Here is a 13,319-nt window from a genome sequence, read left to right as displayed (position 1 = left end):
ATGCCGGGACCGTCGGCGCCAACTCCTCCCGAACGAGGTCGAATGTGAGCGACAGCACCATGCAGAACGAAGAGAAACTGCTCGATTTCCTCAAGCAGACCACCGCCAAGCTCCGCACCACGCGGGCCCGGCTGCGCGAGGCGACCGAGCGGGAGCGGGAGCCGATCGCGATCGTCGGGATGGCCTGCCGCTACCCGGGCGGTGTGCGCACCCCCGAGGACCTGTGGGACCTCCTGGTGGCGGGCGGGGACGCGGTCGGCGGGTTCCCCACCGACCGCGGCTGGGACCTCGGCGCGCTCTTCGACGCCGCCCCGGGCGCGGACGGCACGAGCAGCACCGTCCAGGCCGGGTTCGTCTCCGGGGCCGCGGACTTCGACGGCGGGTTCTTCGGGATCAGTCCGCGTGAGGCGCTGGCGATGGACCCGCAGCAGCGGCTGCTGCTGGAGACGGCCTGGGAGGCGGTCGAGCGGGCCGGGATCGACCCGGCGAGCCTGCGCGAGTCGGCCACCGGCGTGTTCGCGGGCGCCGCGCCCTCCGGGTACGCGACCGCCGGCGGCGACCTCTCGGGCTCGGAGGCGCACCTGATCACCGGTACGGCGATGAGCGTGTTGTCCGGCCGGGTGTCGTACACGCTGGGCCTGACCGGGCCGGCGGTGTCGGTGGACACCGCCTGCTCCTCCTCGCTGGTCGCGCTGCACCTCGCCGTGCAGTCGCTGCGGGCGGGGGAGTGCGCGCTGGCGCTGGCCGGCGGGGTGACCGTGATCGTCAGCCCGGGCGAGTTCGTGGGCTTCTCGCAGCAGAACGCCCTTGCCCGGGACGGCCGTTGCAAGGCCTTCGGGGCGGGCGCGGACGGCATGGGCCTCGCCGAGGGCGCGGGTGTGGTGGTGCTGGAGCGGCTGTCGGACGCCCGGCGCAACGGGCACCGGGTGCTGGCCGTGGTCCGGGGGAGCGCCGTCAACCAGGACGGCGCCTCCAACGGCCTGTCCGCGCCCAACGGCCCCGCTCAGCAGCGGGTGATCCGCGCGGCGCTGGCCAACGCCCGGCTGGCGACGGGGGACGTGGACGTCGTCGAGGCGCACGGCACCGGCACTACGCTGGGCGACCCGATCGAGGCGCAGGCGCTGCTGGCGACGTACGGGCAGGGGCATCCGGCCGAACGGCCGCTCTGGCTGGGGTCGGTGAAGTCGAACATCGGGCACGCCCAGCAGGCGGCCGGCATCGCCGGTGTGATCAAGATGGTGCTGGCGCTGCGGCACGAGGAGCTGCCGGCGACGCTGCACGCGGCGGAGCCGACCCCGCACGTCGACTGGTCGGCGGGGCACGTGAGCCTGCTCCAGGAGCGCGTGGCGTGGCCGGCGGGCGAACAGCCGCGTCGGGCGGGCGTCTCGGCCTTCGGGATCAGCGGCACCAACGCGCACGTGATCCTGGAGGAGGCGCCCGCCGGAGGGCCGGCCGCGCCGGAGCCGGACGGGACGCCGGAGCCGGCCGCGGTGTCGGCGCCCGCCGCGCCGCCGGTGCTGGTCGCGGAGCCCGCCGTGCTCCCCGTCACCGTCTCCGGACGGTCCGAGGAGGCCCTGGCGGACCAGGCGCGGCGGCTGCGGGACCACCTCCTGGAACGCCCCGAGCTGCCGCTGCCGGAGGTGGCCCGGTCGCTCGCCACCACGCGGACGGCGTTCAAGCGGCGCGCGGTGGTGCTGGGCACCGACCGTGCCGAGCTGGCGGCGAAACTGGAGGCCGTGGCCGCGGACCGGCCCGGGGCCGGGGTGCTGACGGGCGAGGTGCCGTCGGCCGGGGTCGGGCGGACGGTGTTCGTCTTCCCGGGGCAGGGCAGTCAGTGGGTCGGGATGGGTCGCGAGCTGGCCGAGTCGTCCCCGGTGTTCGCTGCGAAGTTGGCGGAGTGTGCCGAGGCCCTGGCGCCGTATGTGGACTGGCAGTTGGACGATGTGCTGGCCGGTCGGCACGGTTTCGAGGCCGCCGATGTGGTGCAGCCGGCGCTGTGGGCCGTGATGGTGTCGCTGGCTGCGGTCTGGGAGGCGGCCGGTGTCGTTCCCGACGCCGTGGTGGGCCACTCCCAGGGTGAGATCGCGGCGGCGGCGGTGGCCGGGATCCTCTCGCTGGAGGACGCGGCGAAGGTGGTCGCTCTGCGCAGCCGGACCCTGAAGGCGCTGGCGGGTCGTGGCGGGATGCTGTCGATCGCCGAGCCGGTGGCGGGTGTGCGGGCGCGGATCGCTCCGTACGGTTCCCGCCTGTCCATCGCGGCGGTGAACGGCCCGTCGGCGACGGTGGTTTCCGGTGACGCCGACGCGCTGCGTGAACTCGCCGACGCCTGCGGGGAGTCCCCGCGTGCCCGGATGATCCCGGTCGACTACGCCTCGCACAGCGCCCACGTGGACGAGCTGCGCGAGGAGATCCTCGCCGCCCTCCAGGGCATCGCCCCCCGCGAGGGGCGGATTCCGATGGTCTCCTCCAGCACCGGCGCGACGCTCTCCGGGCCGGAACTGGTGCCGGACTACTGGTACGTCAGCCTGCGCGAGACCGTCGAGTTCGACCGGGCCGTGCACACCCTCGCCGGAACCGGCCACGGCGCCTTCGTCGAGGTGTCCCCGCACCCGGTGCTGGCCCCGGCCATCGCGGACAGCCTGGAGTCGTACGGCCCGGTCGTGGCCGACACCCTGCGCCGCGACGACGGCGGCTCCGGGCGCCTCCTGCTCTCGCTGGCCCAGGCGTACGTCCGCGGCCTGCCCGTGGACTGGACCGCCCTGCTGCCCGCCGGGACCGGGAGCGGCACCGTCGACCTGCCGACCTACGCCTTCCAGTACCGCCGCTACTGGCCGGTGTTCCCGGAGCCGGTGGCCCGGGACGCGGTGGCCGGCTGGCGGTACCGCGTCGAGTGGCAGCCCCTCGACGGGCCGTCGGGTGCGGCACCGGCGGGCTCGGCGCTGTCGGGCTCGGCACCGGCGGCCTCGGTGCCGTCCGGCACGTGGCTCGTGGTCGCCGGCCCGGCCGGGGCCGGGACGGCCGCCGAGGTGGCCGGCGCGCTGCGGGCCGGCGGCGTCGAGGTCCGGGTACTGGAGACCGGCGCCGCCGATCGCGGGACCCTCGGTGACGTCCTGCGCGGCGTCGGCGAGTTCGCGGGTGTGGTGTCCCTGCTGGCGCTGGACGAGACGCCGCTGCCCGGTCGGCCCCGGGTGCCCGCCGGTCTGGCGGCCTCCAGCGCGCTGCTGCAGGCGCTGCTCGACGCGGGGTCGGTGGTGCCGCTGTGGGTGCTGACCCGTGGCGCGGTGGCGGCGCTGCCGGGCGAGGTGCCCAGTCTGGCGCAGGCCCAGGTGTGGGCGTGGGGGCAGACGGCGGGTCTGGAGCAGGCCAAGCAGTGGGGCGGCCTGGTCGACCTCCCGGCCGGGTCGGACGCGTCGGCCGGGTCCGACGCGTCGGCCGGGTTCGACGCCTCGGTCGGGGACCGCCTGGCCGGGCTGCTCGCCGCAGGACCGGAGGGCGAGGACCAGGTCGCGTTGCGCGGCACGGGAGCGTTCGCGCGCCGCCTGGTGCGCGCCCCGCGCCCGGAAGCTGGACCCGCCGAGCCGTGGCGGACCGCCGGGACGGCGCTGGTCACCGGCGGTACGGGCCTGATCGGCGGTCGGACGGCGCGGCTGCTGGCCGAGCGCGGCACCCCGCGCGTGGTGCTGGCCGGCCGCTCCGGCCCGGCCGCGCCCGGGGTGCCCGAGCTGGCGGCCGGACTGGCGGCCCTCGGCAGCGCCGTCGAGGTGGTCGCCTGTGACGTCGCCGAGCGGCCCGCGGTCGGCGCGCTGCTGGACCGCGTCGCCGCCACCGGCCCCGCGCTGTCGGCGGTGGTGCACTCGGCGGGCACCGGCCACGGGGCGCCGGTCGCCGCGCTGACCGACGCCGGGCTGCAGGAGGTCTCCGAGGTGAAGGTCGGTGGCGCCCTGCACCTGCACGAGCTGTCGGCCGAGCGCGGACTGGAGCTGGACGCCTTCGTGCTGTTCTCCTCCGGCGCCGCCACCTGGGGCAGCGGGCTGCTGGCCGGGTACGGCGCCGCCAACGCGGCGCTGGACGCCCTGGCGGAGCGGCGGCGCGCGGCCGGGCTGGCGGCCACCTCGGTGGCCTGGGGCCTGTGGGGCGGCGGCGGCATGGGCGCGGGGGAGGCGGGCGAGCAGCTGAGCGCCTACGGGCTGCGGACGATGGCTCCCGAGCGCGGCATCGAGGGCCTCGCCCAGGCGCTGGACGACGACGAGACGCTGCTCGTCGTCGCCGACGTCGACTGGGCGCGGTTCGTGCCGCTGTACACGCTGCACCGGCCGAGCCCGCTGCTGTCCGCGCTTCCCGACGCCCTCCGGGTCCTGGAGCAGGGAGACGGGGACGAGGACGGGGACGGGCTCTCGGGCGACGAGGGCGCCGGTGCGCGGCGGTCGTCCGCCGCCGTCCGGCTGTCCGCCCGGCTCGGCGGGGCGCGGTCGGCGCGGGAGCGGGAGGCGGTCCTGCTGGAGCTGGTCCGGGAGCACGCCGCCGCCGCGCTCGGCCACCCGGACGCGGCGGCCGTCGACCCGGACGCCACGTTCCTGGAGCAGGGGTTCACCTCGCTGAGCGCCCTGGAGCTGCGCAAGCGGCTCGCCGGGGCCACCGGTCTGCGGCTGAGCGGTCCGCTGGTCTTCGACCACCCGACCCCCGCCCTGACGGCCGCGTACCTGCGGGAGCGGCTCGCCGACGGCTCGGTGCGCCAGGACGGCGGACCGCAGCGGGCCGCGCCCCGCTTCGCGCTGGCCGCCGCGCCGGAATCCGCGGACGGTACGGAGCGGGCCGGAGCCGCCGGGACACCGGCCGCCGAGACGCTGGCCGCCCTGTACCTGCGGGCGAACAGCCTCGGCCAGGGGGCCGACGCCGTACGGATGATCGCCGGGCTGGCCCGGTTCCGGCCCCGCTTCGCCGGTGCGGACGAGCTGGCGGGCGTCCCGCCCCTGGTCCCGCTCACCCGCCGGTCCGCGGACACGGTCGGGCCGACGCTCGTCTGCCTGCCGTCGTTCGGCGCGGGCGACGCCCAGGAGTTCGTCCGGGTGGTGCAGGGCCTCCGCCGCCCCCGGCACGTCCTCTCCGCGGTGATCCCCGGCTACACGGCGGGGGAGCCGCTGGCCGCCGACCCGGACGCGCTGCTCGACCTGTGCGTCCGGACGGTGCTCGCCGCCCCGGAGACCGCCCCGGAGGCCGGCCCGTTCGTCCTCGTCGGCTACTCCTCCGGCGGGCTGGTCGCGCAGGCCCTCGCCGCCCGCCTCGCCGAACTGGGCCGGGGCCCCGCCGCGCTGGTGCTGCTGGACAGCTTCGCCCCGCAGTCGGCCGGTGCCCCCGACGAGATCATCGGCACCCTGCCGGCCGCCGTGCTCCTGGGCAACCCCGGGGGCGTCGACGCGGGCGGCATCGGCGGGGACGAGTGGCTGACCGCGCTCGCCCACTACTACGTCCAGGACTGGCGCGGCCACGTCCCGTACACCGCGGACCTGCCGACCCTGCTGCTCCGCCACGGCGGCGAGCCGGGCGGCCCCGAGGGCGGGGACGGCGCCGTCCGCCTCCCGTGGGACCTCTCCGGCGACCTCACCCCGGTGACCGTTCCGGGCGACCACTTCACCATGATCGGCGCCCACGCCGGGACCACCGCGCGGGCCGTCGACTCCTGGCTCGACGAGCACTTCACCACCACCCGGGAGGGACACGATGACTGACCGTCACGAACAGCACCGCCTCGCCGTCATCGGCGGCGGCGTCATGGGCACCAACATCGCCGCCCTCGCCCTCGGCCACGGCGTCGACGTCACCCTCGTCGACGTCGACGAGCCGACCCTGGCCACGGCCCGGACGGCGATCCGCCGCAAGCTGAAGCACGCCCAGCTGCTGGAGGCCCTCCCGGCGGGCCGCGCCCACGGCACGCTGGCCACCACCACCTCGCCGGCCGACATCGCCGACGCGACCGCCGTCGTCGAGGCCGTCGTGGAGGTCGCCGAGGTCAAGCGCGAGGTGCTGACCGAGGTCTCTGGGCTGGTCGCCCCCGGCACCCTGCTGATCTCCAACACCTCGTGCATCCCCATCGACGAGATGGCGGGCTGGGTGGCGCGCGGCGACGAACTCGTCGGCGTGCACTTCATGAACCCCGCCTACCTGATCACCATGGTCGAGGTGATCCGCGGCCGGGCCACCGGCGACGCCACGATGACCGCCGTCACCTCGCTGCTGACCGTGCTCGGCCGCACGGCGCTGGTGGTCAACGACGCACCGGGCTTCGTCGTCAACCGGCTGCTGCACCCGCTGATCAACCGGGCGGCGATGCTCGTCCAGGAGGGCGTCGCCTCCGCCGAGACGGTGGACGGGCTGCTGGAAGGCTGCCTCGGCCACACCACCGGACCGCTGCGCACCGCCGACCTGATCGGCATCGACAACCTCGTCGACTCCCTGCGGGTCCTGCACGAGCGCACCGGCGACCCCGAGTGCGACCCCTGCGAGCTGATGCTCCGGAAGGTCCGCGACGGGCACCACGGCCGCAAGTCCGGCCGGGGCTTCTACACGTACGGCTGAGCACCGGGCTCCCCCGAACGGCCAGCACGGAACTACGAAAGGTACGGACACATGACCACCGCGAACGCCGCTGCCGGGACGACCGCCGTCGAGCAGGCGCTGAGCGCCTTCCTCGTCGGACACACCGGCGCCGAACCCGAGGTCGAGCAGGACCTCTTCGCCACCGGCGCGATCTCCTCGATGTTCGCCATGGAACTGGTGGTGTTCCTGGAGGACGAGTACGACATCGAGATCGTCGGCGCCGAGCTGAACCGGGACAACTTCCGCAGCATCCGCGCCATGGCGGCCATGGTGCTGCGCCTGCGCGAGACCGGGGACGCATGAGCGGCGGGGCCACGGGTACGGCCGCCACGGGTACGGGCGGGACGGGTACGGGCGGGACGGGCTTCGACACCGCGGCGATCGACGCCCTGGTCGGCGACGGGCCGGCCGCCTGGGACGCGGCCGGCCGGATCCCCGTCGAGCTGCTGCGCGAGCTCGGCGCGATGGGGGTGCTGTGCGCCGAGGTGCCGGCCCGCTTCGGCGGGCCCGGCCGCACCGGCCAGGAGAACGGCGAACTCACCGCCCACGTCGGCGCCCTGTGCAGCTCGCTGCGCAGCGTGATGACGGTCCAGGGGATCGCCGCGGCGGTCGTCCGCCGCTTCGGCGACCGCGAGCAGCGCCGGCGCTACCTCGGGCAGCTGACGAGCGGCCGGCTCGCCTGCGTCGGTTTCAGCGAGCCGGGCGCGGGCTCCGACCTCAGCGGCATGACCACCCGCATCCGTCCGGCCGAGGACGGCAGCGGCGACCTGATCGTCTCCGGCGAGAAGATGTGGATCACCGGGGCCGCCTACGCCGACCTCGTCATGGTCGTCGGCCGCTACGGCGACGGTCCGGACGGCGCCGCCGCGATGGTGCCGACGGACGCGCCCGGCGTCCGCATCGAGCCCGTCGCGGCCCCGCTCGGCTGCCGCGCCGCCACGCACTGCCGCATCGTGCTCGACGACGTCCGGATCCCGGCCGACGCCGTGCTCGGCGGCGGGCGCCAGCCGCTCGCGCTGCTGTTCACGGTCGGCCTGTCCTACGGCCGGATGTCGGTGGCCTGGGGCTGCGTCGGCATCCTGCGCGCCTGCCTCACGGCCGCCGTCGGGGACGCCCGCACCCGCGAGCAGGGCGGCGGCCCGATCGGCGAGCACCAGCTGGTGGCCCGGCACATCGCCGAGCTCTACACCTCGGAGCGGATCGCCACCCAGGTCTGCCGGCACGCCGCCGAGCAGTGGGACCGTACCGCCCCGGACGCGGCGGTGACGGCGGTGCTGGCCAAGCAGGTCGCCGCCACCCACGCGACCCGCGGCGCCGCGACGGCCGTCCAGGTGCTCGCCTCGCGGGGCTTCACCGACGGCCACGTGGTGGCCCGGGCCTACCGGGACGCCAAGGCGATGGAACTGATCGAAGGCAGCACCGAGATCTCGCAGTTGATCCTCGCCCGGCACGCCCTCGACCGGCTCTGAGCCGCCCGCCGCCCCGCACGGGCACGACGTACCACGAGCACTGAACGCACCACACGCACCACGAACACGGCAACGAACGGAAATCGAAGGAGCGCCCCGTGTCCGACGCACCCACCCTCGTCAAGTGCCTGGTCTGGGACCTGGACAACACCCTGTGGCGGGGCACCCTCCTGGAGGACCACGAGGTGGTGCTGCCCGAGGAGATCCGCCGCACCATCGTCGAACTCGACGCCCGGGGCATCCTCCAGGCCGTGGCCAGCAAGAACGACCACGACCACGCCTGGCAGCAGCTGGAGGCCCTCGGCGTCGCCGAGTACTTCGTCCTGCCGCGGATCGGCTGGCACCCCAAGTCCCGGTCGGTCAAGGAGATCGCGGACGGGCTGAACTTCGCCCTGAAGACGGTCGCCTTCATCGACGACCAGCCGGCCGAGCGCGCCGAGGTCGCCCACCACCACCCCGAGGTCCGCTGCTTCGACGCGGCGCTGGCCGCGGAGCTGACCGGCCTCCCCGAGTTCAGCCCGGCCGTCGTCACCGTCGACGCCGCCCGCCGCCGCAGCATGTACCAGGCGGGCTTCCGCCGGACCGCCGAGCGCGAGGAGTTCACCGGCCCCGACGAGGCCTTCCTCCGCTCGCTGGACCTGGTCATGGAGATCAAGCGGGCCGACGACGCCGACCTCTCCCGGGTCGAGGAACTCACCCTCCGCACCAGCCAGATGAACGCCACCGGCGTCTACTACTCCGACGCCGACCTGCGGGCCCTGATCGCCGATCCGGAGCACGAGGTCCTCACCGTCTCCCTCACCGACCGCTTCGGCCCGCACGGCGCCGTCGGCGTGCTGCTCGTCGGCTACCACGAGCGGGTCTGGCACCTGAAGCTGCTGGCCACCTCCTGCCGGGTGGTGTCCTTCGGCGCGGGCGCCGTCCTGCTGGACTGGCTGATCGGCGAGGCGGCGGCGGCCGGGGTCCACCTGGCCGCCGACTTCCGCCGCACCGACCGCAACCGGATGATGGAGATCGCCTACCGGTTCGCCGGCTTCACCGACGCGGCGTGCGACTGCCTCGCCGAACTGCGCTCTGCCGATGCCGATGCCGATGCCGATGCCGGGGCGGCCGGCTCCGGGCGTGCGGGCATCGAGTTCCGGCACCTGGTGGCGGACCGCCGCCCGGCCCCCACCACCGTGCGCGTCGAGGCCCCCGCCCTCGGCCCCGTGGCCCCCACGGGTTCCACGAGCGGAGCCGGCGCATGACCGCCGAGCCCCTGGCCGTCATCGGCATGGCCTGCCGCTACCCCGGCGGCATCGACTCGCCCGAGGACCTGTGGCAGGCCCTCGTCGACCGCCGCACCGTCGCGGGCCCCTTCCCCACCGACCGCGGCTGGGACCTCGACGCGCTGCGCCGCGACGGGCGCTGCGCCACCGACCGCGGCGGGTTCCTCGACAGCGCGACCCGCTTCGACGCCGCGTTCTTCGACCTCTCCCCGCGCGAGGCCGACGCCATGGACCCGCAGCAGCGGCTCGCCCTGGAGGTGGGCTGGGAGGCCCTGGAGCACGCCCGCATCGACCCGACCACCCTGCGGGGCTCCCGCACCGGGGTGTTCCTCGGGGCCGAGGCCCGGCCGTACGGGCCCGCGCTGCACGAGGCGCCCGCCGACCTCGCCGGCGTGCTGTTCACCGGCACCGCCCCGAGCGTCATCAGCGGGCGGCTGGCCCACACCCTCGGCCTCAACGGCCCCGTCCTCACCGTCGACACCTCGGCCTCCAGCTCGCTGGTGGCGCTGCACCTCGCCGTCGAGGGGCTGCGCGGTGGCGAGTGCGAACTGGCGCTGGCGGGCGGGGTGACGGTGATGACGACGCCCGGCTACCACGTCGCGTTCAGCGCGCTGGGCGGTCTGGCCCCGGACGCCCGCTGCAAGCCCTTCTCCGCGGACGCGGACGGCGTGGCCTGGTCCGAGGGGGCCGGCGTGCTCGTGCTGGAACGGCTGGAGCGGGCGCGGCGCCTGGGCCACCGGGTGCTGGCGGTGGTCCGCGGCTCGGCCGTCAACTCCGACGGCGCCGGCCACAGCCTGACGGCCCCGAACGGCGAGGCCCAGCGCGCGGTCATCCACGCCGCGCTCGCCGACGCGGAGCTGGCCCCCGCGGACATCGACGCCGTCGAGGCGCACGGCACCGGAACCCGGCTGGGCGACCGCGTCGAGGCGGGGGCCCTGCTCGCCGCCTACGGCGCGGACCGGGCGCACGGACGCCCGCTGCTGGTCGGCTCGGTGAAGTCCAACCTCGGCCACACCCTTGCTGCGGCGGGCGTCGCGGGTGTCATCAAGACGGTCCTCGCCCTGCGGCACCGCACGCTCCCCGAGTCGCTGCACATCACCGAGCCCACCCCGGCCGTCGACTGGGGGGACGGCGCGGTGCGGCTGCTGACGGAGCCGACCCCGTGGCCGGAGACCGCGCACCCGCCCCGCGCGGGCGTGTCGGGCTTCGGCATCGGCGGCACCAACGCCCATGTCGTCCTGGAGGCCGCCCCCGCCGAACCGGCCCCCGCCGCAACCACTGCGTCCCCGCCCGCCGCGTCCGTGGTGGACGGCGCCGACCCCGTCTGGCTGCTCTCCGCCCGGACGCCCGCCGCGCTGGCCGCGCAGGCCGAGCGGCTGCGGGAGCACCTGGCGGCCCGGCCGGAGGCGTCGGCCGGGGAGGTCGCCCGGTCCCTCGCCACGACGCGGGCGGCGCTCGACCACCGCGCCGTCCTGCTCGGCCCGCGGCCGCTGGACGCCCTGGCGGACCTCGCGGCCGGCCGCCCCTCCGCCGCTGTCGTCACCGGCGCGGTCGGCCCCGAGGGCCCCGGGCGGACGGTGTTCGTCTTCCCCGGCCAGGGCGGCCAGTGGGTGGGGATGGGCCGTGAGCTGGCCGCGTCGTCCCCGGTGTTCGCGGCGCGGCTGGCGGAGTGCGCCGAGGCTCTCGCGCCGTACGTGGACTGGCAGTTGGACGACGTCCTGGCGGGCCTTCACGGTTTCGAGGCCGCCGACGTCGTGCAGCCGGCGCTCTGGGCGGTGATGGTCTCGCTGGCCGCCGTGTGGCAGGCGGCCGGTGTCGCTCCCGACGCGGTGGTGGGCCACTCCCAGGGCGAGATCGCGGCGGCCGCCGTCGCGGGAATCCTCTCCCTCGACGACGCCGCCCAGGTGGTGGCCCTGCGCAGCCGGGCGCTGACGGCGCTGGCCGGGCGCGGCGGGATGCTCTCCGTCGCCGACGCGGTGGACGCCGTCCGGGAGCGGATCGCGCCGTTCGGGGAGCGGCTGTCGGTCGCGGCCGTCAACGGCCCCTCGGCGACGGTGGTCTCCGGTGAGCCCGACGCCCTGCGGGAGTTGGCGGACGCGTACGGTGAGGCGGTGCGCACCCGGCTGATCCCCGTCGACTACGCCTCGCACAGCGCCCACGTGGACGAGCTGCGCGAGGAGGTCCTCGCTGTCCTGAAGGGGATCGAGCCGGGCCCGGCCCTGGTCCCGATGGTCTCCGCGCTGACCGGCGAGTGGCTGGCCGGCCCCGAGGCGGGCCCGGAGTACTGGTACGCGAGCCTGCGCGAGACCGTCGAGTTCGACCGGGCCGTCGGGGTGCTCACCGCCGCCGGCCACGGCGCCTTCGTCGAGGTGTCCCCGCACCCGCTGCTGGTCGGCGGCATCGCCGCCGAAGCGGCCGTCGGCACCCTGCGGCGCGAGGACGGCGGCCCGGACCGCCTGCTGGCCTCGCTGGCCGAGGCCCACGTCCGGGGGGTGCCCGTCGACTGGGGCACGGTGCTGCCGGCGGCCGGCCGCACCGTGGACCTGCCCACGTACGCCTTCCAGCGCACCCGCCACTGGCTGGCCGCCGGGCAGCAGGCCCCGGCACGTCCCGACCCGGACACCGGCGCCCCGGCCCCGGCCGCCGTGACCCCCGCGGCCCTGGGCACCGAGCGCGCCGTACTGGACCTGGTCCGCGCCCACGCCGCTGCCGTCCTCGGCCACGACGGCGCCGGGGGCGTGCACCCGACCCGCACCTTCAAGTCCCAGGGCCTCGGTTCCGTCCTGGCCGTCGAGCTGCGCAACCGCCTCGCGTCCGCCACCGGCCTCGCGCTCCCGCCGGGCCTGGTGTACGACCACCCGTCACCCGCCGTCCTGGCGTCCCACCTGCACGCCGCCCTGAACCCCGATCCGCTGCCCGCCGCGCTCGACGCCCTCGAAGCGCTGCTCGCCGCCGCCGAGGATCCGGCGGCCCGGGAACGGGCGTTGGCCCGGCTGGAGTCGCTGGTCGGCCGGACCGGCGGCGGGTCCGCTGCCGGGCCCGGCCGGGGGACCGGCGCGGACGCGCTGTCCGACACCACCGACGACGAACTCCTCGCCCTCATCGAGGCCGAGCTCGGCCCCGACCGTGATCACTGAACGGAGAACCATGTCCGCCCGACCCGACCCCACCGCCGACGACGACCTCTGGCTGCGCTGCTACCGGAGGACGGAGGCGCCCGCCGCCCGCCTGGTGTGCTTCCCGCACGCGGGGGGCACCGCCCCGTTCTACCGCCCGGTGCCGTACGCGCTGGCCGCCGCCGACCGCGTCGAGGTCCTGGCCGTCCAGTACCCGGGCCGTCAGGACCGCCGCCGGGAGCAGCCGATCGCCGACCTGAACGTCCTGGCCGACCGGATCCACGAGGTGCTGGCCCGGCAGCCCGAGCTGCCCCTGGTGCTGTTCGGCCACAGCATGGGCGCCGTCGTCGCCTTCGAGGTGGCCCGCCGCTGCGAGGCCGCCGGCCGGCCCGCCGCCCGCCTGGTCGTCTCCGGCCGGCGCGGCCCGGCGATCGGGCTGGGCCCGGCCGAGGGGGTGCACCTGCTCGGCGACGACGCGATCACCGACGAGATCCGCCGCCTGGACGGGTCCTCGTCCGTCGTCCTCGACGACCCGGACCTGATGGCGGCCGCGATGCCGGCGCTGCGCGCCGACTACCGCGCCATCGAGACCTACCGGGCCGGCGCGGACGCCGTCGTCAGCTGCCCGATCACCTCCCTGACGGGCGACCGCGACCCCAAGACCTCGGTCGCCGAGGCGGAGGACTGGCGGGCCCACACCACCGGCGGGTTCGACCTCCAGGTCTTCCCTGGCGGGCACTTCTTCCTCACCGAGGAGATGCCGCGGGTCATCGGCCTGCTGGACGGCCACCTGGCCGAGGCCGTCGACGCCCCGCGGGCGTCCTCCGGCGGACGGTGACACGGCCGCGGGTGCCGCCCGGACGGGTCGAACC

At 76.3% G+C, this 13,319-nt stretch carries 7 protein-coding genes; all 7 read left to right on the top strand.

Features of this window, described 5'->3' with window-relative positions; translation table 11 throughout:
* Positions 1-59: 59 nt before the first annotated feature.
* The 7 genes from ACFU7Z_RS00375 (at position 60) to ACFU7Z_RS00345 (ending at position 13,285) form a co-directional block, all read left to right on the top strand.
* Positions 60-5,726, top strand: coding sequence for an SDR family NAD(P)-dependent oxidoreductase (locus ACFU7Z_RS00375; RefSeq protein WP_380775037.1), 5,667 nt, complete (start codon positions 60-62; stop codon positions 5,724-5,726).
* Positions 5,719-6,573: a 3-hydroxyacyl-CoA dehydrogenase family protein gene (locus tag ACFU7Z_RS00370; RefSeq protein WP_380775027.1), complete on the top strand. Its 855-nt coding sequence runs from the start codon at positions 5,719-5,721 to the stop codon at positions 6,571-6,573. The genes ACFU7Z_RS00375 and ACFU7Z_RS00370 overlap by 8 nt, the downstream gene beginning before the upstream one ends.
* Positions 6,574-6,624: 51 nt before the next feature.
* Positions 6,625-6,897 carry a methoxymalonate biosynthesis protein gene (locus tag ACFU7Z_RS00365; protein ID WP_049658118.1) on the top strand — a complete coding sequence of 91 codons (273 nt, stop codon included), beginning with the start codon at positions 6,625-6,627 and terminating at the stop codon, positions 6,895-6,897.
* A complete protein-coding gene (locus tag ACFU7Z_RS00360; protein ID WP_380775026.1) occupies positions 6,894-8,063 on the top strand; it encodes an acyl-CoA dehydrogenase family protein in 1,170 nt (389 codons plus the stop codon). The genes ACFU7Z_RS00365 and ACFU7Z_RS00360 overlap by 4 nt, the downstream gene beginning before the upstream one ends.
* A 98-nt stretch (positions 8,064-8,161) precedes the next feature.
* Positions 8,162-9,310 (top strand): HAD-IIIC family phosphatase, encoded by a 1,149-nt coding sequence (locus tag ACFU7Z_RS00355; RefSeq protein WP_380775023.1) that lies wholly within the window; start codon positions 8,162-8,164, stop codon positions 9,308-9,310.
* Positions 9,307-12,468 (top strand): type I polyketide synthase, encoded by a 3,162-nt coding sequence (locus ACFU7Z_RS00350; RefSeq protein ID WP_380775021.1) that lies wholly within the window; start codon positions 9,307-9,309, stop codon positions 12,466-12,468. Before ACFU7Z_RS00355 ends, ACFU7Z_RS00350 begins: the two co-directional genes overlap by 4 nt.
* A 10-nt stretch (positions 12,469-12,478) precedes the next feature.
* Positions 12,479-13,285 (top strand): thioesterase II family protein, encoded by an 807-nt coding sequence (locus ACFU7Z_RS00345; protein ID WP_380775020.1) that lies wholly within the window; start codon positions 12,479-12,481, stop codon positions 13,283-13,285.
* Positions 13,286-13,319 lie beyond the last annotated feature (34 nt).

This window comes from Kitasatospora sp. NPDC057518 (assembly GCF_042802075.1).
Classification (GTDB): Bacteria; Actinomycetota; Actinomycetes; order Streptomycetales; family Streptomycetaceae; genus Kitasatospora.
Note: the sequence above shows the minus strand (reverse complement) of the source record. Positions and strands in the feature narration are given on the sequence as shown.

Excerpts from the sequence above, each read along its gene's own strand:
- ACFU7Z_RS00345 (WP_380775020.1), top strand. The coding sequence starts at position 12,479 with ATGTCCGCCCGACCCGACCCCACCGCCGACGACGACCTCTGGCTGCGC.
- ACFU7Z_RS00360 (WP_380775026.1), top strand. The coding sequence starts at position 6,894 with ATGAGCGGCGGGGCCACGGGTACGGCCGCCACGGGTACGGGCGGGACG.
- ACFU7Z_RS00365 (WP_049658118.1), top strand. The coding sequence starts at position 6,625 with ATGACCACCGCGAACGCCGCTGCCGGGACGACCGCCGTCGAGCAGGCG.
- ACFU7Z_RS00350 (WP_380775021.1), top strand. The coding sequence starts at position 9,307 with ATGACCGCCGAGCCCCTGGCCGTCATCGGCATGGCCTGCCGCTACCCC.
- ACFU7Z_RS00370 (WP_380775027.1), top strand. The coding sequence starts at position 5,719 with ATGACTGACCGTCACGAACAGCACCGCCTCGCCGTCATCGGCGGCGGC.
- ACFU7Z_RS00375 (WP_380775037.1), top strand. The coding sequence starts at position 60 with ATGCAGAACGAAGAGAAACTGCTCGATTTCCTCAAGCAGACCACCGCC.